At 61.9% G+C, this 25,233-nt stretch carries 17 protein-coding genes; 10 read left to right on the top strand and 7 right to left on the bottom strand.

Annotated elements, in window-relative coordinates; all coding sequences use genetic code 11:
* Positions 1-377 precede the first annotated feature (377 nt).
* The 5 genes from VGG64_01340 to VGG64_01360 form a co-directional block, all read right to left on the bottom strand.
* Positions 378-2,492, bottom strand: a complete 2,115-nt coding sequence (locus VGG64_01340; protein HEY1598214.1) for a polyribonucleotide nucleotidyltransferase — start codon at positions 2,490-2,492, stop codon at positions 378-380.
* Between the two features lie 222 nt (positions 2,493-2,714).
* A complete protein-coding gene (gene rpsO, locus VGG64_01345; protein HEY1598215.1) occupies positions 2,715-2,984 on the bottom strand; it encodes a 30S ribosomal protein S15 in 270 nt (89 codons plus the stop codon).
* Between the two features lie 233 nt (positions 2,985-3,217).
* The gene (locus tag VGG64_01350) at positions 3,218-4,078 is read right to left on the bottom strand and encodes a fumarylacetoacetate hydrolase family protein (GenBank protein HEY1598216.1); all 861 of its coding nucleotides are present in this window, start codon (positions 4,076-4,078) and stop codon (positions 3,218-3,220) included.
* 90 nt (positions 4,079-4,168) lie between these two features.
* The gene (locus VGG64_01355; GenBank protein ID HEY1598217.1) at positions 4,169-5,161 is read right to left on the bottom strand and encodes an RluA family pseudouridine synthase; all 993 of its coding nucleotides are present in this window, start codon (positions 5,159-5,161) and stop codon (positions 4,169-4,171) included.
* 21 nt (positions 5,162-5,182) lie between these two features.
* A complete protein-coding gene (locus VGG64_01360) occupies positions 5,183-6,112 on the bottom strand; it encodes a hypothetical protein (GenBank protein ID HEY1598218.1) in 930 nt (309 codons plus the stop codon).
* 468 nt (positions 6,113-6,580) lie between these two features.
* On the opposite strand from VGG64_01360, the gene VGG64_01365 reads away from it, so the two are divergent.
* The 7 genes from VGG64_01365 (at position 6,581) to VGG64_01395 (ending at position 18,184) form a co-directional block, all read left to right on the top strand.
* Entirely contained in the window at positions 6,581-8,653 is a 2,073-nt protein-coding gene (locus VGG64_01365) for a UvrD-helicase domain-containing protein (protein HEY1598219.1), read from the top strand.
* A 180-nt stretch (positions 8,654-8,833) separates the two neighbouring features.
* On the top strand, positions 8,834-10,099 hold the full coding sequence (locus VGG64_01370) for a DNA repair exonuclease (GenBank protein ID HEY1598220.1): 1,266 nt from the start codon (positions 8,834-8,836) through the stop codon (positions 10,097-10,099).
* Positions 10,096-13,641 carry an AAA family ATPase gene (locus tag VGG64_01375; GenBank protein HEY1598221.1) on the top strand — a complete coding sequence of 1,182 codons (3,546 nt, stop codon included), beginning with the start codon at positions 10,096-10,098 and terminating at the stop codon, positions 13,639-13,641. Before VGG64_01370 ends, VGG64_01375 begins: the two co-directional genes overlap by 4 nt.
* Positions 13,642-13,857: 216 nt before the next feature.
* Positions 13,858-14,904: a metallophosphoesterase gene (locus VGG64_01380; GenBank protein ID HEY1598222.1), complete on the top strand. Its 1,047-nt coding sequence runs from the start codon at positions 13,858-13,860 to the stop codon at positions 14,902-14,904.
* A gap of 83 nt (positions 14,905-14,987) precedes the next feature.
* The gene (locus VGG64_01385) at positions 14,988-15,491 is read left to right on the top strand and encodes a hypothetical protein (protein ID HEY1598223.1); all 504 of its coding nucleotides are present in this window, start codon (positions 14,988-14,990) and stop codon (positions 15,489-15,491) included.
* 233 nt (positions 15,492-15,724) lie between these two features.
* Complete coding sequence (locus VGG64_01390; GenBank protein ID HEY1598224.1) at positions 15,725-16,588, top strand: neutral zinc metallopeptidase; 864 nt, start codon at positions 15,725-15,727, stop codon at positions 16,586-16,588.
* A 60-nt stretch (positions 16,589-16,648) separates the two neighbouring features.
* The gene (locus VGG64_01395; GenBank protein HEY1598225.1) at positions 16,649-18,184 is read left to right on the top strand and encodes an amidase family protein; all 1,536 of its coding nucleotides are present in this window, start codon (positions 16,649-16,651) and stop codon (positions 18,182-18,184) included.
* Between the two features lie 79 nt (positions 18,185-18,263).
* On the opposite strand, the gene VGG64_01400 is transcribed toward VGG64_01395, so the two are convergent.
* Positions 18,264-18,635, bottom strand: a complete 372-nt coding sequence (locus VGG64_01400; protein HEY1598226.1) for a MauE/DoxX family redox-associated membrane protein — start codon at positions 18,633-18,635, stop codon at positions 18,264-18,266.
* Positions 18,636-19,205: 570 nt separating this feature from the next.
* On the opposite strand from VGG64_01400, the gene VGG64_01405 reads away from it, so the two are divergent.
* The 3 genes from VGG64_01405 (at position 19,206) to VGG64_01415 (ending at position 24,055) form a co-directional block, all read left to right on the top strand.
* On the top strand, positions 19,206-19,961 hold the full coding sequence (locus VGG64_01405) for an ABC transporter ATP-binding protein (GenBank protein HEY1598227.1): 756 nt from the start codon (positions 19,206-19,208) through the stop codon (positions 19,959-19,961).
* Complete coding sequence (locus tag VGG64_01410; GenBank protein HEY1598228.1) at positions 19,958-22,477, top strand: FtsX-like permease family protein; 2,520 nt, start codon at positions 19,958-19,960, stop codon at positions 22,475-22,477. The genes VGG64_01405 and VGG64_01410 overlap by 4 nt, the downstream gene beginning before the upstream one ends.
* A gap of 330 nt (positions 22,478-22,807) precedes the next feature.
* Positions 22,808-24,055 (top strand): cyanophycinase, encoded by a 1,248-nt coding sequence (locus tag VGG64_01415; GenBank protein ID HEY1598229.1) that lies wholly within the window; start codon positions 22,808-22,810, stop codon positions 24,053-24,055.
* 125 nt (positions 24,056-24,180) lie between these two features.
* On the opposite strand, the gene VGG64_01420 is transcribed toward VGG64_01415, so the two are convergent.
* Positions 24,181-25,179: a hypothetical protein gene (locus tag VGG64_01420; GenBank protein HEY1598230.1), complete on the bottom strand. Its 999-nt coding sequence runs from the start codon at positions 25,177-25,179 to the stop codon at positions 24,181-24,183.
* Between the last annotated feature and the right edge of the window lie 54 nt (positions 25,180-25,233).

The raw sequence follows: 25,233 nt of genomic DNA on the forward strand, positions 1-25,233 counted from the left end.
AAGCGGGTTCTTGATCTCGTGCGCAAGCCCACCGGCCAGCTGCGCGATCTCGGTGTACTGATCGACCAGCTTCTGGTTGACTTCGGCGGCGGATGGCTCGGCCCGAGGATTCATGCGACCGGTATTCTACGGCCGGAAAAAATCTTGGCCAATGCGATGCGGATCTCGCCAGGACCAAGGAGCCGGCAGTATCGATCGCGACCTGAGTTCGTGCCCAGGTCCCATGCGCGCCAATAAAAACAGGAGAGCAGCCGAACAGGCCGGCAGTCCAGCTCGCGCCGTCGCGCGATTGGCTGCCACGTCCGCCACAGGCGGACTCACCCGTTCCACTGCTCTCCCGCTCTATTCGCATTCCCTGCGATAACGGCCAGATGCCGTTACCTGTCGCTGTCGGCCGTGGCGGCAGCTTGCTCGCGCAATACCGCACGGCGGCTCAGCTTGACGCGGTCTTGATCGTCGATGGCGATAACTTTCACTGTCATCGCGTCGCCGACTTTGCACACATCGCCAACGCTGGTGACATATTCGTCGGACAGCTCGCTAATGTGTACCAGGCCATCCTTGCCGGGCAGAATTTCGACAAACGCGCCGAAATCCTTGACGCTGGTGACGCGTCCTTCATAAAGCTTGCCGACTGTGACACTTTCGGTCAACGCCTCGACACGACGCATGGCACTTTCGGCCGCGCCGGCGTCACTGCTGGCAATCGTCACCGTGCCGTCGTCCTCGACTTCGATCACGGCACCGGTTTGCTCCTGGATGCCACGGATCGTCTTGCCGCCCGGACCGATCAAGAGGCCGATCTTTTCGGGCGGAATCTTGGTACGCAGCAAGCGTGGTGCCCAGGCCGAGATCTCGTCGCGCGGCATGGGGATGGCCGTCAGCATAGAGCGAAGAATGTTGATCCTCGCTTCCCGCGATTGTGTCATCGTAGCCCGAATGATGTCGGCGCTGATGCCGTTGATCTTCAGATCGAGCTGAATGCCGGTGATGCCGTTCTGCGTGCCGGCGATCTTGAAATCCATGTCGCCGTAGTGATCCTCGTCGCCGATGATGTCGGTGAGCAAGGTCCACTTGTCTTCGGTCTCTTTGACCAGTCCGACCGAAATGCCCGCGACGGGATTGGTGATCTTCACTCCCGCGGCCATCAGGCCCAAGGTTGCTCCGCAGACCGAGGCCATAGAGCTAGAGCCGTTGGATTCCAGAATGTCGGAAATCACACGGATCGTATAGGGAAACACATCCGGATCGGGCAGGATCGGCTTGACGCTGCGTTCGGCCAGCGCGCCGTGGCCGATTTCGCGACGCCCTGGCCCGCGAATCGGACGAACTTCACCCACCGAGAAGGACGGGAAGTTGTAGTCCAACATGAATTTCTTGGAATACTCTTCGATCAAGCCGTCCACGCGCTGCTCGTCGCGGGTGGTACCCAAAGTGACCGTGATCAAGGCTTGCGTCTCGCCACGTTGGAAGACGGCCGAACCGTGGACGCGGGGCAGAACGTCAACCTCGCAATGGATCGGACGCAAATCCTTCGACCCGCGGCCATCGGGCCGGGTGCCCGACAGAATCAGGTCGCGTACGATGTGCTCTTCCAGCTTGCTCCACGACCGGGCAAAGCTGGCGGGGCAGACCGCGCCTTCGGCCTTCGGGTCCGGGATCACTTCGGCCATTACCTTGGCCTTCAAGGCGGCCACGGCATCGGCGCGGGCGTGCTTACCCACAGTCTGCTTGGCGGTCGTAAAGGCGCTGTAGTAGTTGCTGTGTAACCGCTCGTAAACGCCGTCCGAGGCCGGAACCTCGTACTGCTTCTTTTCCGGCGCTACCTTGCGGGCCAGCTCTTCCTGCAGTTCGCAGATTTCTTTGATGATCCGATGCGCTTCGGCGATCGCCTCGAGCATCTCGCTCTCGGGCATTTCGCGGGCGAAACCCTCGATCATCAGGACGGCATCCTTGCTGCCCGAGACCACGAGGTCGAGATCGCTCTCTTCCAAATCGTCTTGCGTGGGGAAGGGAACCCAGGCGCCGTCAATCCGTCCCAGCCGTACGGCCGCAACCGGACCCTGAAACGGCAGTGGCGAAATCGCCAGGCAGGCACTCGCGCCGTTCATGGCGAGCACATCCGCGTCGTTCTGCCGGTCGCTGGCCACTACGAACGATTGAATCTGTACCTCGTCGTGAAACCATTCGGGGAAGAGCGGGCGAATCGGCCGATCAACGAGACGCGAGGTGAGCGTCTCCTTCATCGTGGGGCGTCCCTCGCGCTTGAGGAATCCTCCGGGAAACTTGCCGGCTGCCGCGGTGCGTTCGCGGTAGTCGCAGGTGAGCGGAAAGAAGTCGATGCCCGGCCGGGGTGGGCCCGTGGCGGCAGCCGTCAGTACGACGGTCTCGCCATATTGCACCAGACAACTGCCGGCCGCCTGCTTGGCGAGGAAGCCGGTCTCGATCGAGAGGATGTTCGCTCCGATTTGCTTTTCGACACGTACTTTCAAGGTTTCTTCATCCTTCCTTGAGCGCCCTAGGCCATGAGCAATTGTGCGCGGCGCGACCAACGCGCTGCGGCACAACCACTGACTGCAACCGTTGAGATACCCCGGACGCCAAAGACGGCGTGCCAAGCGACGACCTGAGACAGGATCCGCTTGCCGGAGCGTGCGAGGCGGGCGTGGCTACTTGCGGCCTATCGAATGCGGCCGACGACTTTGTGCGCCCGACTATTTACGTATGTCGAGACGCCGAATGATGTCCAAGTAGCGCTGCGGAGTCACCTTCTTGAGGTAATCCAACAGCCGACGTCGGCGACTGACCATCATTAACAGACCTCGCCGACTGGCGTAGTCCTTCGTGTGCGTCCGCAGATGCTCCGTCAATTCCCCAATCCGGGTCGTCAACAGAGCGATTTGGACTTCGGGCGAGCCGGTATCGCTCTCGCCACGTTGGAAGTCCCCGATCAGTGCTTGCTTACGCTCTTTTGTGATAGTCATCTGTTCGTCGTAATCCCACCGCGTTGGCCGGCAACCGGCCGCTTTCAGAACCGCCTACCTTTTTGGTTCCTCAAGGTTGGCTAGGACTGCTCCCACTTATAGGTTCACAATAAAACTGAAACAGCCAATTTAGCAATGCTTAGCAAATTTGCAACCACAATTGCCCACGACATTTGCCGCCCGAGCGGACAATTTGGACGGACCCTGACGGCTACGGGCGGGCGGCCACAAAATCAGCCCTGCACGACTGGGTTCGAGAGGGTGCCGATGCCGTCGATCGTAATGTCGACCACGTCGCCGGCAGCCAAGGAAAAGTCGTCCTCGGGCACAATACCTGTCCCAGTGAGCAGGAACACCCCCTCGCGAAACACGTTGTCTCGGCCCAGGTAGCCGATCAAATCCTCGAACGATCGGGCCATTTTGCCAACATTCGTTTCGCCCGCAAACACCGTCCGATTGCCGCGGCGGATGGTCAGGTGAATGTTGATCTCGTCGCGGGGCGGCATGCGATCCGCCAGCGTAATCCAAGGCCCCAAAGAGCAGCAGGCGTCGTACATCTTGGCCTGAGGCAAATAGAGCGGGTTTTCCCCCTCGATATCACGCGAGCTCATATCGTTGCCAATCGTGTATCCGACGAGCCGCAAGCGCGAGTTCAGCACCAGGGCCAACTCGGGCTCCGGCACGTTCCAAATTGCATCGTGGCGAATTCGCACCGGTCGGCCGGGGCCCGCCACGCGGCTGGGTGTGGCTTTGAAGAATAGTTCCGGGCGCGCCGCGACATAGACCCGGTCGTAATGCGTGGCGGCGGCAGTCGATTCGGCCATCCGCGCCGTTTTGCTACGCGTATAGGTGACGCCGGCGGCCCAAACTTCCTGGGCATCAATCACTGACAGGGGCGTGACCTCGGCGACCGGCACCTTTTCGGCGGATTGATCGATCAGGAACTCGACGGTCGATTTTGGATCGTCTGCTTCCAGGATCTCGGTCAGCGTTTCGAAGTGGCCGCCGGAAAGCGCCAAGGGGATGGCATTGCCATCGATCACGACCCCGATCGTTTCAGTGCCGGAAGGAAATCGCATCTTGCCGAGTTTCATGGACGTCTCCCGCGATACCGATTTCCCGCGCGCCGCAGACTGTTTCGACGCGCAAACTTTGGGCACGATTCTCTAGCGCCGCGGCCCGCGTTACAAGCGGCGATACGTTCGCAAATCATCCAGCATAAGTTGCATATCCGCCGGCAAAGGAGCCTCGACCACCAGCGGCTCGTTCGTCTCTGGATGCACGAACTGCAAACGCCGGGCATGCAGCGCTTGCCGCGCGAGCAGGATCTCGGTATCGGCCAACTGTCGACGGATTTCGCCGCGCGTGATCGTAGCGCGGCCGCCGTAAACCCGATCGCACAGCACCGGACAACCGATGCTTTGCAAATGCACGCGAATCTGATGGGTACGGCCCGTATGAGGTACGACGCGCACCGCGGCAAAGCCGTCGAACCGCTCCAATACCTCGTAGAAGCTGCGCGCAGGACGACTGTCGGGATCGTGGGGTCGGATGGCCATTTTTTCGCGTTCGCGCGGATGCAGGCCGATCGGCAGGTCGATCCAGTCCCGATCATGATCGGGCGCGTTTACCACAAGCGCGAAATACTCCTTTTCAATCGTGCGGTCTTCGAATTGCATCGCCAGGCGACGATGCACCTGGTCGTCTTTGGCAATTACGATGACGCCCGTCGTATCGCGGTCTAGCCGATGCACGACGCCGGGTCGTGACGGACCGCCCACCTCGCTGAGTTGGTCGAAGTGGAACTGCATGGCCGCCGTCAAGGTGCCAGACCAATGCCCCTTGGCCGGATGAACGACCATGCCCGGCGGCTTGTTGATCACGGCCAACCAGCGGTCTTCGTAGAGAACTTCGAGCGGGATATTCTCTGGCTGGGGCGACGCGCGGGGCGGGTCAATGAGTTCGACGCTGATCTGTTGGCCGGCGCGCAGCGGATAAGCCGCCTTTACGCGCAGGCCACCGACTGTAACGCTTTTGGCATTGATCAGCCGCCGCAAATGGACGCGACTGTATTGCGGCAACTGTTGAGCCAGAAACGCGTCCAAGCGCGTGCCGACGGCCGACTCGGGAACGACGAGCGCGAGCGTTTCCGGTGTGGAGGGGGTGTCGCTACTCATCGCGCCTACCGCCGCCTGAGCTCATGGCTGCGGTGTGCTCGGAGCCGCGGCATCCGACGGCTCTGCGCCAGCCGATTTATCCCCCGCCGGGTCGGCGGCGGGCGTCTCGGCCGCGGGATCGGTAGCAGCATCAGCGGCAGGCTTATCGCTCTCGGCGTCGGCGGACGGCTGATCTCCCTCGGCCGGTGTTTGAGCGCCGCCGGCAGGCTTGGAAAGCAAGCCATCGATATCAATGTCGGGGGATTTAAATGCTCCCTCGTCCGGCAGACCACCAAAGTTGGGACGCACGCCAGGCATGCCCGGTCCATCCAGGCCGGTCCGCGGCGGCGTGGCCGCGAAGAACCAGTCGTAGAAACGTTTGGTTGGTTCTTGCCCCAGATCGCGCAGTCGCTGCTGTGCCTCGGTGACGAATGGACCCGCCGACGCTCTGGTTGCCAATTGCTCGTAAACGGCACGAGCCTTGTCCAATTCGTTCAAGGATTCATAGCCGCGGGCGATGCCCAACACGGCCCGTTCAGCGAGCATGGGATATTGCGTTTGATTGGTTACTCGGGAGTAGCCGTCGATCGCTTGGCGCAGCGAAGCTGCCGCGGCTGGCCGGTCTTTGAAGAGTTGGTCCAATCCCTGATTCAGATGATAGTCGGCCAGGCTCAGCATGGACCAATACCCGACGGGCGTATTGGCAAACTCTGACGATTCCGCCAGCTGCGTCAGGTCGTCAACGTCGCGCTTCTGCTGCAACTGATCGATGGCAGTAAAGTATCGTTGCCAGCCCTGTTCGATTTGCCGCGCCGACTGCTTGCTCAAGTACGTATACAGTAGGCCAACCGTGACCGCGGCCAGCAGGACACCCAGAAAGATACGCGAGTACGGACGAATCCGGTCGATTTGATCGCCGAGCCAGTCCGCCAGAGCGTTGTGGTGCAGTTCGTGGCGACGCTCCGTCTTCATAGTCGAAGTTCCGATGCGAGTCATGCTTTCCTTGGGCACATCAATGGGCAAGCTGCCTTACGCACGAGAAGCGTCAGGCGGTAGCCGCAATGATTACGCGATGCTGTGGAGGCCTCAGTTCTGTTCAGCGGTCGGAACATATCAGCAGCCACCGATTGGCTCAATGCTCGCTCAATCGCGCGACACGCGATGGCAATCCGCTCTGATACGTTAACATACTGCCATGCGACGCAGGACGAATCGTTCGGCGCGCCGTAGACCGCAAAAACTACGTCAGCCGCGAGTATGTAGTTCTCGCGGAAGTTCGTCAAGAGCGGCTACTTACGTCAAGGCAACCGTTCTCCGCAGCAAGCCCCGTAGCGATGTCCGTGGGCGACCGTTGTCAAGGCACGCGGCGAGCCGTAGGATCGCCTTTGCACTCGGGCGCACTCATTCGACGACGGCTTTTAGCGGATCACGCAGGCTAGGATGGCTACTCCTCTCAACCCCGCGCAAGGGCAGGCAGTAAAGACCCTGCGCGGCCCCCTGCTGGTGCTGGCCGGCGCCGGCACAGGCAAGACGCGCGTGGTCACACACCGCATTGCCGAGTTGATACGCCAAGGCGTCCGCCCCTCGCGCATCCTCGGCGTCACGTTCACCAATAAGGCTGCCGCCGAAATGCAACAGCGGGCCAGCGAGTTGCTCGGCAAGCGCCAGCCCGACAAGCCTGAGATCTCGACGTTTCATTCACTGTGCGTACGCATCTTGCGCAGGCACGCCAAGTTGCTGGGCTACCCTGCGGAATTCGCCATCTACGATCGTGGCGACCAGGAAAGCCTGGCGCGCGCCGCGCTGCGTGACATCAAGGTGCCGGGGGCCCTGCTACGGCCGGGCGATTTGCTGCATTTCATCAGCCGTTGGAAATCATCGTCTGTTCGCCCTGACGGAGCGGTGGCGCAAGCCGCGACCGACAAAGAGCATTTGGCCGCCATGGGCTATCGTCGTTACCAGCGCTCGCTGAAGACGGCCGGGGCGGTCGACTTCGACGACCTGCTATTGTGTACCGAGGAGTTGCTGCAGAATCACCCCGCCGCGCGGACCAGCGAAGCGTCGCGGTTCAGTCATCTGCTGATCGATGAATATCAGGACACCAACGGCTCGCAGTACCGCATCGTCAAAGCACTGGCCGAGGAACACCGCAATCTGTGCGTGGTCGGCGACGACGACCAGTCGATCTACGGCTGGCGCGGTGCCGACGTGGCGCACATTTTGCGATTTGCCCGCGACTGGCCCGACGCGACCGTGATTCGCCTGGAGGAAAACTACCGTTCGACGGCGGCCATCCTGACGCTGGCCAATCGCTTGATCGCCTACAACGCGCAGCGGCACGACAAAGTCTTGCGGGCGTTCCGGCAGGAAGGCGAAGAGCCGCGCATACTGCAATTCCCCGACGAAACCGTCGAAGCGCGCCGCGTAGTGGACGAAATCTCGGAACTGATATCGCGCGAATTGGTCGAGCCTCGCGACATCGCCATTCTGTTTCGCACCAACGAACAGCCGCGTCCCTTCGAAACCGAATTGCGGCGGGCCAAGGTCCCCTACACCTTGATTGGCGGCATGTCGTTCTACGACCGTAAAGAGGTGCGCGACGTCCTGGCATATCTGAAAGTGCTTGCGCAACCCAAGGATGAAGTCTCGCTGCTGCGTATCATAAATACGCCGGCGCGCGGCATCGGCTCGCGCGCGGTGGAGTTGCTGCTTTCGCGGGCGGTGGCCGGTGGGAAACCGTTGTGGGAGATATTGCCCGACGCCGCGGATATGCCCGAGCTACCGGCAACGGCCGTGACGGCGGTGGGTCAATTTTGCGAGTTGGTAGAGCGCTATCGAGACGTTCTCTCGCGCGGCCGGCTGGTGACTGTTGTGCAGCAGCTGCTGGCGGAAATCTCTTATCAAGAAGAAATCAACCGCCAATACAAAGATCCCAACGAACAGGTCACGCGCTGGAACTCGGTCGCAGAGGTAGTCAACGCGTTGGCTAGTTACAGCGAGCGGAACAGCCAGCCAACATTGGCCGGGTTTATCGAAGATGTCGCCCTGGCCGGCCGTGACGATAGCGATGACAAGGAATCGCAACTGAAGCGCAACGCCGTCGTGCTGATGACGCTGCATAGCGCCAAGGGACTGGAGTTCCCACACGTCTACCTGGTTGGCATGGAAGAAGGATTGCTACCGCATCATCGCGCAGTGGCAGCCGAAGGGCCGGCCATCGACGAGGAGCGGCGGCTGTGCTACGTCGGTGTGACCCGGGCTCGCGATCGCCTGACAATTACGCTGTCAGTAAGTCGTATGAAATGGGGCAAGAAACGCCCCACCATCCCCAGTCGCTTTCTGTTTGAACTATTGGGCAAGGCCGACCAGGCCGCGCGGCCGGCGGCATCCCCCAGCCCGGCTCACGGACCGACGTCACGGCCGCAACCCAAACAACAACCGGGTAAGACAGTCCGTGGCAATCGTCCGCCCCGCGCCAGTGATCCTGGGACACGTCCTCGACGACCCGGCTGAGCTCCAGAGAACAATCGCCGACGCTGTCGGAAGGAGCGCCTTTCCATGGCGCCGCTTCATCACAATCAAGCGGGCAGGTCGGTCAAACTGGGAAAGCGAGGTAGCCCGATTTGGCTTGGATGACTAGACTTACGCCAACGAATTCGCCGTATCGCCCGCAGGGAAGCACACGAGGCGTCCATGTCGCAGCCCTTTCGTTTCGTTCACTCAAGCGATCTTCATCTTGAGCGGCCCCTGGGGGGGCTAGGCGAGACGCCTGCGCATTTGGCGGACTTGCTGATCGACGCGCCCTACGCCGCGGCGGAGAGAGTCTTCGATCTGGCCATCAGCGAGCGGGCGGATTTTTTGGTGCTCTCCGGGGATGTGCTCGACGTCGATCGGGCTGGCCCGCGAGCCGTGGCATTCTTGCTGGCCCAATGCGAAAGGTTGGCAGCGCGCGAGATCGCCGTGTACTGGGCCTATGGTCCGGCCGAGCGGCGCAGCCCTTGGCCTGCCGAGTTGCGACTGCCGGCGAACGTACATGTATTCGCCCGTGGCGCGGCGCAAACGCTCGCCCACCACTCAGACGGCGAAGACCTGGCCGTGCTGGTCGGAACCAGCGACGAGCCGCGCACTGCCGAGCCACATCGCGCGCGAAAGGGAAGCGCGGGCGGCGACGCACCGTTTGAAACGCTCGTGAAGCCCAAAGGGGGACGATTTGCCCTGGCGGTGATCCACGGGCGTGTCAGTGGCAAGCACCTGGCAAAGTCTGGCTTCGACTATTGGGCCTGTGGCGGCGAGCATGGCCGACGTCAGTTCGGCAATGGCCGGCATCTGGCGGTTTACGCTGGCTCTCCGCAGGCGCGTTCCCCGGCCGAACGCGGCGTGCACGGCGCCGTCGTCGTCGATGTCGACGAGCATGGCGCGCCACACCCACGCTTCGTCGCCACGGACCTGGCACGATTTCGTAGGGTGCGGCTGACGCTCGACCCGTCGGCGCCGCAAAGCGATCAAGAAAAGATCGTGGCCGATCGCGTGCGTGCTGAACTGGCCCGCGCGGCGGGGCTCGATCTGTTTCTGCGCTGCCAGCTGAGTGCGACCGGTGCGACGACATTACGAACGCCGCGCGATGCCTGGGGCCAATCGTGGCTGCGCTGGCTGCGGCAGGAATTCGGCACCGATTCGCCAGCCGCCTGGACACTGTCGGTCGACGTGCAGCCGTCGGGCACGGCAGCCGGCATGGCTGCACCAGACGGTAGCCTGTTGGCCGACTATCTGGCGGCGATTGCCGACTTCGAGCAGCTAGAAGAGTCTTTGCCGCTGGCCATGCTTTTGCCCGAATCGCAGCGCACGAGCCCCGCCGCACGACTGATACACATCGATGACGCCCACGAGCGGGCACGCGTGCTGCGGCAGGCGCGCTTGTTGGGGCGCGATCTGCTGGGTGCCGAGGAGGAGTCGGCATGAGGATTCGCGACATTTCGATCGATGGCTTCGGCGTCTGGAGTGGCTTGCGGCTGTTGTCGCTCGACGACGGCATCAACGTCTTCTACGGCCCGAACGAAGCCGGCAAAACGACGTTGATGCAATTTTTGCGGGCCATGCTGTACGGCTTCTCAGCGGATCGTCGGCAGCGCTATTTGCCGCCAGTTCACGGAGGCGCTCCGGGGGGCGAACTCACGCTCAGTGGCGCGGACGGCACTTTTACGGTATGCCGGCACGCATTGGCGGATGGATCAACCGTCGGGAGATTGCGACTGGAGACGGCCGGCGAGACGATCCGCGACGAACGCCTGCTCGCCCGGCTGCTGGGCAACGTGGACGAAGCGGTGTATCGCAACGTCTTCGCCATCGGCCTGCGCGAGATCCAGGAACTCGGCTCGTTAAGTGATACCGAGGCCGCACAGTGGCTTTACAAACTGGCGACCGGCGGCGATCGGGTTTCGCTGGTCGATGTGCTGGCCGAGCTGACCAAAGCGCGAAATCGACTGCTGGCGACGAACGACAGCCCGTCGACGATCCCGCAATTGCTGGTCGAACGCGACAGACTGCGCCGCGATTCATCGGCGCAGGCGTCTGTGCAACATTTTGTCGAACTGGGACGCAAGCGCAGGGAATTGCTCGCCCAGATCGAGGCCTGGGAAAACGAGGCGGCTACGGCCGAGCGCGCGGCGCGCTTGGTCGAGATCGCAGTAGCGGCGCATGCCAAATGGCACTCGCGCCTGGCCGTGGAAAAAGACCTGGCCATCGCTCGCGGCACGCCACGGTTAGAGCAGCAGGCGCTGGCCGAGTTCGAGGCGCTCGAACAGTCGATCGAGCACAGCAGACGGCGCGGAAAGTCGGTTTCCCGGCGCATCGCCAAGAATCAGGAAGAGATCGAATCTCTGGGCCTTAACGAAGCCATTTGGCGACGGGCCACGCGAATCGAGGCGATCCTCGAGCAGGAGCAATGGATCACGGCCCTGGACAGTGAACGTGTGGCGTTGTCCGCGAAGGTCAAGTCGCTCGAGGCTCGGCGCGCCGAACTCTGCGCTCGATTGGGATTTGATCCTACAGAAACCGCGACCACCGGTGGCGACGGCTTGAGCAAGTCGTGGCGGCAATTGAAGCCGCTTGCGGCGGCGTTGCGCTCGGCGCACGAACAGCTTGAACAGCTCACTGCCGCAGCCGCCGAGGGACAAAAAGGGGTGCAAGCCGCCGCCCAGAGCCTGTCGGCCGCGCTCAAGGCGCGCGGCGCCGATAGCTTGACACCCCTTTTAGAGCGTACGGGTGAGCTGGTGTCCCAACTGCGCCGCCGCGTGCAACTGGACGACCGACTCACTGAATTAGCGCGCCGCAAAACCGAACTCGAAGCGCGCAGCCGAGACCTGCTGGCCAACGCCTTGCTGCCGGGCTGGGCCTTGATCGTGCTTGGCGCCGTGTTCGTGCTGGGGGTAGTCGGGATTCTGGCGGGCCTGTTCCTGCCGGCGTCACTGGTCGGCACGGGCCGCTGGATGCTCTCGATCATGGGTGTCGCGGGATCTGCCGGATCAGCGGTGACCAAGTTTCTGCTGGAAAAGTCGCTCGAGAATCGCTCCGCAACATGCCTCGCCCAATTAGAAACTCTGGCCGGTCAGACGGAAGAGGCGACGCATGAACGTGACGAGCTCGACGAGACATTGCCGCGCGGGGGCGGTCCACTGCTCGCGCGTTTGCAAGCGGCCGAAAAAGAGCGGGCTGCCGTCGAAGCACTCGTGCCGCTCGAGGCAAAGCGCCTGGCGGCCGACCAGGAATCTGACACCGCCGAAAAACGTCGCGAAGAGGCCCATCAAGCGTATACAGAGCTGCGACACCGCTGGCGACAGGCTCTGGTAGCGGCCGGACTTTCTCCCAAAACGCCGCCGGCCCGCGCCGGACGGTTGGCGCGGCTGCGGAAGTATCTCGTCAAGTTCGACGCCCAGTTGACGAGTGATCGCGACGAGCTTTCACGACGGCAAATCGCCGTGGACGGCTTTACGAAAAGGCTTGCTCAATTGCGCGCCGAACTGGATATGCGCGATACGGACACCACGCCAGATTCGGTTTCCGGGGCGGCGAGCAAACCTGCAATAAAGCCAGCCACGCCGCCGACCGCGGCCGAGCCCGCCGAGGGCTTGATCGAATCGTTACGCACCCTGCGCGAGCAATTGCACGAACAAACGGCGCTCGCCGCGCGACGCCGATCGCTGATCCGCGAAGGACGGCGGCTGCTCGCGAGGAGACGCAAAGTTCGCAGTCACCTGCATCGCCTGCAGCGCAAGCTAGAGACTCTTCTGGAGCATCAAGGCGCTGCCGACGTGGCGGAATTGCGTCGTCGGGCTCAAGAATCCCTGCGTGGCGATCAATTGGCGAATCAGTTGGATGCGCTGGCCGGGGAAATCACCGCGATCGTGCCCCAGCAGCTCGACATTTCTGACGTTGCTAGACTGGTCACGTCACATGGTCGGCCCGAACTGGACCAACTGTGGCTCGATCACAGCAGCAGCGCCCGCGCGGTGCGCGAGCAGGTCAAAAACGCGCACGAGCAATTGGGCCGATGGCAACAAGAATCGCAAACGCTGATGGCGGATCGCCAGGCGAGTCAGGCCCGCCTGCGGCTGGGGACGATTAATCAGCAGCTGCGCGAAGCGGCGACGCGGTGGCGCGTACTGGCGTCGGCCGAGTGGTTTCTGGCGGGCGTTCGTAAACGCTACGAGCGCGACCGGCAACCAGAAACTTTGCGCGAAGCGTCTGGCTATCTCGACCGGCTCACCGAAGGGCGCTACAAGCGTGTGTGGACCCCCTTGGATCAGGACGTGCTCCGCGTGGATGACGCTCAAGGACAGTCGCTACCGATCGAAGTGCTCAGCCGCGGGACACGGGAACAGTTATTCTTGAGCCTGCGATTGGCGTTGGTTCGTTGGTACGCGCGCCGCGGCATCGACCTGCCGCTGGTGTTGGACGACGTGCTTGTGAACTTCGACGCGCGGCGCGCAACTGCCGCGGCTCAATTGCTGCGCGACTTCGCAGCACGCGGTCACCAGTTGCTGGTCTTCACGTGTCACCAGCATATGTACGAACTGTTCCGCTCGTTAGACGTACCCGCACGCGAGCTGCCGGCCAATCCGCGGATGGTCTCCTTTGGCGGGATCGTGGTGGCCGAGCAGGAAGCGCCTCGCGCGCCAACGATCGTCCCCCCGCCGCCACCGGTGCCAACGCGGCCGCAGGTAGTAGAGATCATTGAGCCTGCTCCCCAGCCCACGAACGGCCACCGCCTCGAACGCGACACCGCGGTCGAAGGACCGCCGGCCCCTGCTCTCCTGCCGGTGCCCGTCGCACGAGAGCCTGTTCAGAAGAAACGCGCGCGCGTGAAGTTCGACTGCCTGCACGGACCGCGGGGACCGTTCGCCACCGCGCTGTGGCACGAACGCGTAACGTACGAGCTGACCGGGGACGTCGACAGCGAGGAACCCATCGAGACCGACGACGACTGGACCGACATCGACGGTTGACGCAGGCTGGCACCAGTAGCCCGGGAGTCCTGCGACGCGGAAGGGGCGCAAGTGCCTCGGCGCAAGACAAATCTCGCCCCTCTGCCGCTCGTCGCATCCCATGGCGGGTGACCGGCATAGTTTCGCGGCGCGTAGAGTTTCACGGCGCATATAGCCCGATTAGAATGGCTCGCAGTAAACATCTCCTTTTCATGACTCTGTTTGAAACGGTCGACTATGGAACGCGCTCGTATCAACCGCCGTGAACTCAACGGCCTGGCCTTGGCGGGGTTGGGCACTTGCTTGACGGGCGGCTGGGTTCGTAGCGAGGAGCCTGCAGGCGACGCTGCGCCGCTCGACTTCGTCGACGGGTCGTTCTCGATCGTCGCGTTGCCCGACACGCAAATCTATTGCGAGACCTATCCACAGCACTTCTACAATCAAACGGAATGGATCGTGGCCAACAAGGCCAAGCACAATATTCAGTTCGTGGTGCATCTGGGCGATATCACGAATCGCAACACCCGCCCGCAGTGGGAAGTGGCCCAAAGGGCTGTGCAAAAGCTGGATGGCCAAGTCCCCTACTCACTGGTGCTGGGCAATCACGATTGCGGGCCGGGAGGCAACTGCTCCACGCGCGACACGCTGCTCAATGAGTATTTTCCTCTGGCCACGGCCCGCACCCAGCCGACCTTTGGCGGCGTGAAGGATGACGGCCGGCTGGACAATAGCTACCACACCTTTAGCGCCGCCGGCCAAAAGTTCTTGGTGTTGGCCCTTGAATGGGGTCCGCGCGACGAGTCCGTGGCCTGGGCCGACACGATTGTCGCCCAGCACCCCAAGCATCGGGTGCTGCTGACGACGCACGCCTACATGTATTTCGACGAAACGCGCTACGACTGGACCAAATACGGCAAAGACCAGAAGTGGAATCCGCATAGCTACGGCACCGCGAAGCTCGCAGGCAGTACGAATGATGGCCAGCAATTGTGGGACAAGCTGATCGCGAAGCACCCGAACTTTTTCATGACGCTTAATGGCCACGTCCTTGAAGATGGCCTGGCGCGGCTCACATCCCCTTTGCCAGGCGGCAACGAGGTGCACCAGATGCTGGTCAATTACCAGATGAAGACCGAGGGGGGGCAGGGATTCTTGCGGCTGATCGAGTTTCTGCCCGACGGGCAGACGGTGCAGGTCAAAGCCTTCTCGCCCTCGACCGGCACCTACAAGACCGATCCGCAGAATCAATTCGTGCTGCGTCTAAATCCGGCCTTGGTGTCTTAGCGGCGCGATAACGACGCGTTGAGTTGCTGGCAGTATTTGCGTTGGTCATTTTTCTACAAACCATTCCCGGCAACGAGGCAGGTATGGCGGACGATTTTCAGAAACGGCTCGACGAAGAATTGGGCACCACTCTCGACGCGCTCGCGGCGGACAAGGCCCGCAAGCTGCTTGCGGCGCGACTCGCCAGCGAACAAATCGACGAGCGCCTGCGACGAGCCAAACAAGCGCTCGACACGCTGATCGCACCCCACATGCAGGCGCTAGCTGCGAAGCTGGGCGTCCGCGCTGCACGCACTGGCGAATCCGACCACGCGACCGAAGCACCGGGCTGGTACTGCGCCATCCCCCTTGGAATGCTCGGGAGCACATCGTTCGCCGGGTATGACGGCGATTTGATCCATGCCTCGGTATCGCCCGCCGCTGACGAAGGGAAATTCTTGGTGCGACTATCGTCGCGCTTGAGCGGTGAGACACAAAGCGAGTCGCGCGAATGGGCACTCGACGGCCAGGATCGCACAGCGGCTCAATCCTGGATCGACCAGCAACTAATCCGTTTTGGTCAGCGTCACCTGGGAATTCAATTGTGACGTCAAACCCGTGGTGTACGGCGCCAAACTTCGCCGTCGGCATGGGTCTTTACGTCCGATTGCACTTTCGCCGGTCGCAAAATGTTGTTCCGATTCCCGACTCTGGCTAATATGCCCCTAGCCCAAGCTCGTCCGGCACGGGGCTTGTGAGTCGCTTATCAACGTCGCCGGCACTTCCGACATTTTCCTCTGTAGTTCAACTGGGGCCTGATTCTTTTCTTTGGGATATACGCATGCGCTGGCAAGGTCGTGAGGAAAGTGAAAACGTCGACGATCGCCGCCGGATGGGCGGGCCCACGATGGTCATCGGCGGCGGCGGGTTGCTGGTGATTGTCGTGCTGGCGCTGCTATTTGGCGTCGACCCGCAGCAATTGCTCAATGCGCCGGGCGTCGGCGGCGTGGCCGCGCCCGGTGCGCCGGCTGAGGATGGGCCGGTCGACCCCGAGGAAGAGCGGCTCGCCAGCTTTACCAAGGTGATCTTTCACGACACCGAGGTCGTGTGGAGCGAGTTGTTCGACCGCATGGGCCGACAGTACGAAAAGCCCACGCTCGTGCTGTTCAGCGGGCGCGTCGAATCGGCCTGTGGTCTGGCGAGCGCAGCGGTTGGTCCGTTTTATTGTGGTGGCGACGGCAACGTGTACATCGATCTGGCCTTCTATCGCGACATGGAAATCAAGCTGCAGGCGCCGGGCGAATTTGCCCGCGCCTATGTACTGGCACACGAAGTGGGGCATCACGTGCAGCGGCTATTGGGCTATGCCGACATGGTTGGGCAGGGACAAGCGTTTGGCGGTCAGCGCCAAAAGCAGGGATCGGTACGGCTCGAATTACAGGCCGACTACCTGGCCGGCGTGTGGGCCCACCATGCGCAGCAGCAGTATAACTTTCTCGACCCGGGAGACTTGGATAGCGCGCTGAATGCGGCCTTCCAGATTGGCGACGACCGTCTGCAAAAGGAATCGCAAGGATACGTCGTGCCGGATGCCTTTACGCACGGCACCTCCGAGCAACGCAAGCGTTGGTTCACCCGTGGTTTCAAGACAGGCAACGTCGACGACGCGCGGTTGCTGATCGAGACGGACTACGATTCTTTGTGAAGTCCCGGCCCGGCGTTCATTCCGCCACGTACTTTGGCCAATCGGCGACAGGAAACCGCTATGACGCATGCCACGAATCGTCGCGAGTTTTTAGGCACTGCCGCCGCGGCGGCACTGGCCGCATCGAGCCTACCCCTCGCCCGGCCCTCGTCCGCTCGCGGAGAAGCTTTGCGCGACGGCGGGCCGCCGGACGAGCTCGCTGCGCTTGATGGGCTCGGCCAGGCGGAGCTGGTGCGCAAGAAGCAAGTTACGCCGTTGGAACTGGTCAACGCGGCGATCGCGCGGGTCGAGAAGCAAGACCCGACAATCAACGCCGTTATTACCAAAACTTTCGAGCAGGCGCGCCGGCGGGCCAGCGAGCCATTGCCAGCCGGGCCCTTCGCCGGCGTTCCCTTTCTGATCAAAGATTTGGAAGCCTTGAAAGGGGTGCGGCTGACCTACGGGTCGAAGTTTTTCAAAGGAAACGTCGCGGCGCACACCTCGGAAGTCGTCTCGCGCATGGAGCAGGCTGGGCTAGTGGTGATTGGCAAGTCGAGCACACCCGAGTTCGGCTTGCTGCCGACGACCGAACCGAAATTGTTCGGCCCGACCAAGAATCCGTGGGATCTGGCCCACTCGCCCGGAGGGTCGAGCGGCGGCGCGGCAGCGGCCGTTGCGGCCGGCCTGGTTCCCCTGGCGCAGGCGAGCGATGGCGGCGGCTCGATTCGCATTCCCGCCAGTTGTTGTGGGCTGTTCGGCCTGAAGGTCAGCCGCGGGCGTAATCCTGAGGCGCCCGGGGTGAAAGAAGACGGCCTGTCGGTGGTCCATTGCATCAGCCGATCGGTGCGTGATAGCGCGGCGCTGCTGGACGCCACGCGGGGGCCTACACCCGGCGAGCGTTGGTGGGTCGCACCGCCCGCGCGACCGTATGCGCAAGAAGTCGGTGCGCCGGCGGGCAAGCTACGGATTGGCTTCCGAATGACTGACTTCGCCGGCAACAAGGTCCATCCCGATTGCGCCGCGGCCGTGCAATCGACCGCCAAGCTGTGCGCCGAACTGGGGCACCACGTCGAAGAAGCGGAACCAAAGTTCGACGGCCAGGCCTTTGGCGACGCCTTCCTGGTGCTGTGGGCGGCCGTGGCCGGGCGTGTGATCAAGGGAGTCAAGAAGGTCTTCGGTAGCAAGCTCAAAGAGGACGCCTTCGAACCCTGGACCTGGCGACTGGCCGAGATCGACAGCCGGCACACGCCGTCGGATGTGAGCCTGGCGTGGGGCGGTCCCTTGCAGAATGCAAATCTGGAGTTGCTGCGGTTCATGACGACGTACGATTTGCTGCTAACTCCGGTGCTGGGGCGTCCTCCGGTCAAAACAGGCGAGTTGGATCAGACCAAATCGACAGACGAGATCATCGCCTGGCTGCAGGCCTATTGCGCTTTTACGCCGATAGCGAACGCCACCGGCCAACCAGCCATGAGCGTGCCGCTGTATTGGAACGCCGCAGGACTGCCGATCGGCAGCCATTTCATCGGCCGGCACGGCGACGAGGCGACCCTGTTGCGCCTGGCAGCGCAACTGGAGCAGGCCCGCCCTTGGGCCAATCGCTGGCCGGCGTCCTGACGTGCGGATCTCAAAGCGCTGACTAACAGACGACGGGCTGGGCGCCACCTTTTAGCAGTCGGCGTTCGCTACTCCGCGTTCAGCGTTCCTTGCCCGTATACCACCAGGCCCACAGGATGAACACGGCCTGAAACGGTAGGCGTGCCAGTTGCAGTGTGGGCGAGACGTCAGGAAAGACCTCCGGGTGCTGGTAGGCGCAGATGTTCGCCGGAAAGACCGCGATCAAGAGCGCGATCAATCCCCAAGCAGCCCAGCGCGTGGTGCGCGGAATCATCAGCAACACGCCCAACAATACTTCGGCGATGCCGCTGACAAACACCAGAAACTCATGCCAGGGCAAGTACGTCGGCATGATCCTTAGATAAAAGGCCGGATTGATGAAGTGATTCATGCCGGCCACGACATATAACGCGCCCTGCACGTACTTGAGCACCGTTTTGGCTGTCGTCATGCGAAAACTGCTCTCCCTCGAAAGGCCACGTCCCGTCGCGCAACGTGGCGATCGACTACTGGGGTAATTACCCCATAAATCTGCGGAAAGGAACTCGCGAATTATTCAATTTATGGAATTATTCAACGATGACAAAATGACCACGATTCGACATGATCTGGCGGATTTCTCGGGAAATCAGCACCCTTCGGCAATTTTCTGTCCGCGCCAGGTTTTTTGATTGTGGGCCGGCATGTCGCGAATTGTATCGCAAGGGCGCGACTGCCGCAGGCCCTATCACCAGCCGCGGCGAGGTACTTTACTTGCCACGATGGCGTCGTTGGCCGTGCTTGGGCTTGCGGTGCCGGCAAATCGCGGTGGCACCAAATCGCGCGACCGCAAATCGCCGTGACGCTCGATCAGCGTCGGTCCGCCGGTTGCTCATTGAGTTGCTCCTGCCGCCGCGTGCTCTTGGCCCTCTGAACGATTGCCTCGTGTCGTGTTATAGTGCGTGGGCACGGCGCGGGCAGAAGGAATTCGCTAACACGAGTTCGGCACGACGGCGCGACAGGCAAGACCGAGGAGAAACATTTGAGTCCAGCACCTCACACGGCCGTCGAGATTCGCGGCCTGCGAAAAGTCTTTGGCGCGGGTACGACGCGCGTCCAAGCATTGGCCGGTGTCGATCTTGATATCCCGGCCGGACAGTTCCTGGCTGTGATGGGCCCTTCGGGATCCGGCAAGAGCACGCTATTGCATTTGGTAACGGGGCTCGACCAGCCCGACGGCGGCAGCATTCGCGTGAGCGGACAGGACATTTTGGCGCTCTCGGATGATGAAATCACGCTGCTCCGCCGGCGCCGCTTGGGGCTAGTGTTTCAGGCATTCAATCTGCTCGACGCGCTGACCGCGGCCGAAAACGTCGGTCTGCCGTTAGTTGTGGATGGCGTCCCCGAGGCCGAAGCCCACAGGCGGGCAACCGAAGCGCTCGAGCGCGTGGGGCTTGCCGCTCGCGGCCGGCACTTGCCCAAGGAGATGTCTGGGGGTGAGCAGCAACGCGTGGCAATCGCGCGTGCCTTGGCCATCCGCCCTGTCATGCTGTTGGCGGACGAGCCGACCGGCAATCTCGACACACACAATGGCGACCAGGTGATGCAGTTGCTGCGGCAACTGGTGAGCGAAGGGCAAACCATTCTTATGGTCACCCATAACCCGGCCCATGCCGCGGTGGCCGATCGCATCGTGACCCTCCGCGACGGCAACATCATGCACGATCGACTGTTGAGCGAAGAGCGGGCACGGCACGCCGTACACGCCGGCGGCGAAAGTTCCGGTCTACGCCCATGATGCTGCGCCATTACACCTACCGGCAATTTGTCCGCCGACCCGGGCGCACTCTCTTGACGCTGGGGGGCATCGTGATCGGCGTGGCGGGCGTGTTTGCCATCGCGCTCACAGTTAATACCACGCGGCACGCCTATCAGCGCATGTTCGCCGACCTGACGGGTCGCGCCGCTTTGGAAGTGGTGGCGGAAGGAGGCGGAGGTTTCGATCGCAGCATCGCGGCCGACATCGCCGCGGTGTCGGGCGTCCGGTCGGCACGTCCGGTCGTGCAAATGGTAGCAGGACTGGTCAATGGCGACAGTCCGTTGGGAGTGATGATCATCGGCACGGATCCGGCCACCGACGAAGAGTCGGCTGCCCACCTGGTTTCCGGTGCGGCATTGTCGACCGACGACGAGGTGCTGCTGGTCGATAATTTCGCCCGCGGTCTCAAGCTGGCCGTGGGGAATAGCGTGCGGCTGCTCGCGCCGCGGGGCGTGCAATCATTCCGTATCGCGGGTCTGGTCGAGCCTACGGGCGTCGCCGGATTCAATGGCGGCGCCGTCTTGTTCGTGTCGCTATCGGCGGCGGGACAATTATTCAAACTCGACGGCCAGGTGACGGCCATCCCCATCGAACTGGAAGATCGTGCCAATCAGGACGCGGTCCGGCAAGAGGTTGCCCGTCTTCTACCGGCCGGCCTGAGCGTTCGATCGCCGGCATCGCGCGGCGAGTTGGCCCAGCACAGTTTGTTCGGGGCTGAGCAAGGGCTATCGGCGCTCAGCGCGGTGTCGATCGTGGCCGGCGGCTTTGTGATCCTGAATTCGTTTCTGATGAGCCTGGGTGAGAGGCGCCGGCAGCTGGCGATCTTGCGAGCGATCGGCGTGACGAGCGGGCAGGTCACGTCGCTATTGGTGCGCGAGGCCTTCATCCTGGGCATTGTGGGGATGGTGCTCGGCATGGGCCTGGGATTCGTTACCTCGTTGGCGCTGATGCGCGGCATGGAGCAGTTGCTGGGCGTGGCATTGCAGAACTTGGAGATCACGGCCGAGCCTTTCGTGCTGGCGGCGCTGTTTGGCCCAGGAATGGCCGTCTTCGCCACGCTGGCGCCGGCACGGCGTGCCGCACGGCGGCCCCCGCTTCCAGATTTGTTGGGGCTACAGGTGCGCGGTAGCGAGGGGATGCGGGGCCGGATGTCGCGCATTGGCCTGCTGTTGGGGGGAGCATCCGTGCTCGGCATCACACTGTTCATGGGGGGCTGGTTTCCCACCGCGATCCAACGCACGATTCCCGCTCTGTTGCTGGCCACGGTGCTCGTTAGCGGCGTCCTTCTGACGCCGACATTTTTTCCGTACCTGGCGCGCACGGTTTCGTGGTTGCTACGACCGCTGTGGGGCATCGAGGGACGTTTGGCAGCGCGCCAACTCGCGCGCAACTCGCTCCGCAGCGGACTAACGGCGGCCGTGCTGTGCGTGGCCTTGGTGATTTCGATCGCTATGGGGCAGTCGTTGCGCAACAACATCAACGATGTCGAAGAATGGTCGGTGCGAACATTCACGGCGGATTATCTGGTGCGCGGCACGCTTCCCGAACTGAGCTATGCGATGGGCACGCATCTTCCCGAAGAACTGCACGACGAGCTCGCACAGCTCGAAGGAGTGGCGAGTGTGCACGAATTGAATCTGATCCAGGCCAAGGCCGGCGACGAAGGCGTGGTCGTGCTGGCACGAACTTTCGACGCCGGGGCGGCCTTGGCACTGGACATCGCCGAGGGAGATCGCGAGGACATCAGCCGCGGACTGCTAGCGGGCGAAGCCGTAATCGGCACGGCATTAGCTAAGAGGTTGAATCTGACGGTCGGCGATCAACTGCCGCTACGCACACGGAAGGGAGAACAAAAGGTTCGCATCGCCGGAACGGTCACTGAATACATTGCCGGCGGCATGGCTGCATACCTTGATCGGGGGTCCGCCAAAAGCTTGTTCAAGTTGCCGGGCGTCGACGTTTTCATGGTAACTGCGCAGGATGGGATGATCGGGCCTTTGGGGAAACGGATGGAAGAGTTCTGCGAAAGCCGCGGGCTAATGTTGCAATCGAACGCCGAATTCCGGGCCAGGATTCATCACATGATGGCCGGCGTGATCGGCTTCTTATGGCTGCTGATGGCGCTGGTATTTGTCGTGGCTTCGCTGGGGATCGTTAATACACTAACGATGAACGTGCTGGAGCAAACACGGGAAATCGCCCTGCTACGAGCCGTGGCTCTCTGCCGGCGGCAAATCCGAAAAATGGTCTTTTTCCAGGCTCTGGCGCTCGGTTTGTGCAGCCTGGTGCCCGGCATTGGACTGGGGCTGGTGCTGGCCTATCTGATGAATCTGTCTACGCACGTGCTGTTAGGGCAGCCGGTCGATTTTCATGCTGACGGTTGGTTCGTGGCGGCCTGTGGCGCGGCTTGCTTGATCATCGCTTCAGGAGCTTCTTGGATTCCCGCGCGGCGCGCATCGCGACTTCAAATCGTCCGCGCACTACAATACGAGTAGCACGTCCCTACGTCGGCGGTCCGCCGACAGAGCGTCTACTTGCCAGCAGGCGGTAACGGCGCATGAACAGAGACAAGTCGAAAGTCGCCTTTCTAAAGATTTCTGAATTTTTGCGCGCGGTCCACTCGGCATGCATTTGGGCAATGCGCTCGAACGCAGCGTTACAATGCCTAAAGAATGGGCAGTCGGCTCAACTTTTGGTCTTGATGCGGAACCCGGAATGCCGTTACTTTTCCCCCGGAGCTGGTGCGGTCGAGAGTCGGTTGGGACGCCGACATCTCAGGCCGTCATGTTTTGCCGGAGGTATACGTGACTGACAGGGAGCCAACGATGGTGAGGAGATCGAGCGTGGCCATCCTCGGCATGTGTCTGATTGGAATCGCATCCGCAGCACGCGCCGAAGAGAAAAAAGGATCCTTGGTAATCATCGGCGGAGCGTTGCGTAATACGGAACGCAAGGACTGGGAGCGCGAGATCTGGGAAACGGTGGTCGACCTGGCCGGTGGCGATTCGGCCAAGATCGCCGTCTTTCCAACAGCCAGCGGCACGCCGCGCGACAGCGGTCAGCGTGCGGTCGCCACGCTCGAAAAACTCGGCGCCGAAGCCTTCGTCGTGCCGTTGGGCATGATGAACGTGGACGTCGATTTTCGCAAAGTCGTGGTCGACGAAGACATCGTAGAACAAGTGCGCAGCTCGACCGGTGTGTTCTTCACCGGCGGCGATCAGAAGCGAATCACCAAAGCGCTGCGCACTGAAGACGGCAAGAATACGCCGCTCTTGGACGCCGTGTGGGAAGTTTACAACCGGGGCGGAGTCATTGCCGGCACGAGCGCCGGCGCTGCCGTGTTGAGCCGCGTGATGTTCAGCGACCCTGACAGCGTGCTCTCCACGCTCAAACAGGGGGTCAAGTTCGGCAAGGAAATCGATGACGGGCTGGGCTTCCTCGATCCCTCGTGGTTCATCGAGCAGCACTGCCTGACCCGCGGTCGCTTCGCCCGCGCCTTAGTCGCCATGCACTCACAGGGTTTGAAATTCGGCATCGGCGTCGACGAGAACACGGCCTGCGTCGTGCGTAACGGCTACGAGGTCGAAATCGTGGGCTACAAAGGTGCCGTGGTGCTCGACCTGTCCAATGCTAGCCACGATCCCGACGTGCAGGGATTCAACCTGAAAAACGTGCGGATGACGTATCTGGATCATGGCGACACCTTCAACCTGCACACGCTCGAGGTGATGCCGGCCAAGGAAAAGCAGCAAGGTAGCGTGGCTATGCCGCAGGGAACCGAGCTGGAAAACGAACCCTCGCGGACCGACATGTTCCTGGATATTCTCGGCAACACCACGGTCTTTGACGTGCTGGTGCGTCTCATCCAAAGCCGTAAGGTCGAAGCGATCGGCCTGGCCTTCGACGGGCTGGCCGCACGCGATGAACCCACGCAGGGATTTGAATTTCGCTTTTATCCCGGCGCGGATAGCGCCGGCTGGTACGGCGAGGTGCCCGAAGGGACTGGCTTTACCGTGAGCAACATCCATCTGGATGTTCGGCCCATCGAAATCTCCGGTCCGCTCTATAAGTAAACCTGGTCGATGCGCGCCCGCGCGGCGCAGCCGGCGTCAGCCTTGGTGTTCTTTTCCATGATGTTCCTATCAAGGCGGTAATACGCGCGCTACCGAAGGTGTCCTTGTCGCTGACAAGGGCCGCATTAATACCGTAAGATCACGTCGGCATACACCCGGTTCTTCAACACGTCACCCCATTGCGTGACCGGGTATTCCCAACCGAAGCCAAGTTCCATATTGCCGCTCGGCTTCCATTTGGCGCCAATGACGTTCGTCACCACGTTATTGCCAGCAACCCCGTTGGACGGCAGATTGATCAGGTCCAAGGCACCAAACGGGATGCCCGACTGGACTCCGGCGCCGTCCATCCAGTGAAACCAGTTGAGCCCGATCAGCGGGTAGATGTGCCCGGGCAGCTCGTAGTCCCACTGATTGGACCAGTACCACAGCTGCGTCCCCAAGTTACGATCCTCGGGCAGGCGAAAGCCCGTGCCCGAGAGCCAGTGGCCGCGGCCGAAGATTTGCTTGCCGGCCGTCACGAAAATGTGAAAGTCGCCATTGTCGAAGTTCGACAGCGCTCCGGGAGAGCCGGGAATGAAGTACGTGATCCCGCCTGAAACCAGGAATTGGTTTTCGACGTCTCGGATAAAGTTGAACTTGGCCCCCACCGGCGCCGAGAGGAAACCGGCCGGATTGCTGCCGCCGCCGTTATTGGCCTGATTGACCGAAAAGTAGCTCAATCGCGGCGCGATGATGCTCCACCGATCGGTGATGCGCCCACGGAATTGTGCGGCCCAAACCTGGGCGTCTCCCCCACCAGAAAACGTCGGCAGGCTATTGTCGATGAACATCCCGCGCACTTCGGTCAGCGAGCGCGGGTCTTCGAAGAAGAACGGGTTCGAGATCGGGCTGACGAAGTGATCGAAGCAGTGATCGCTGGGCAGCAGCCCAAAAATGCGGCGGCGGCCGTTGAACGAGTCGCAGCATTCGGCACAATCGTCACAGCGGGCGCAGGCTTCACTCAGCGAGGGTGTCGCCGAGCAGCAGGTCGGTACGGCGCTGTCGCCGTCGTCGGCGCGGCTGGCGAGGTTCAGGCCACCAAGAACACAAACCATGGCTGCCCAAACCCGTAGACGTAACATGCGTCGCTCTCCCCGTGCGCTAATTGCCAGAAATCCCCTGTCGTTTCTGGCTAT

Source organism: Pirellulales bacterium (assembly GCA_036490175.1).
Lineage (GTDB): Bacteria > Planctomycetota > Planctomycetia > Pirellulales > JACPPG01 > JACPPG01.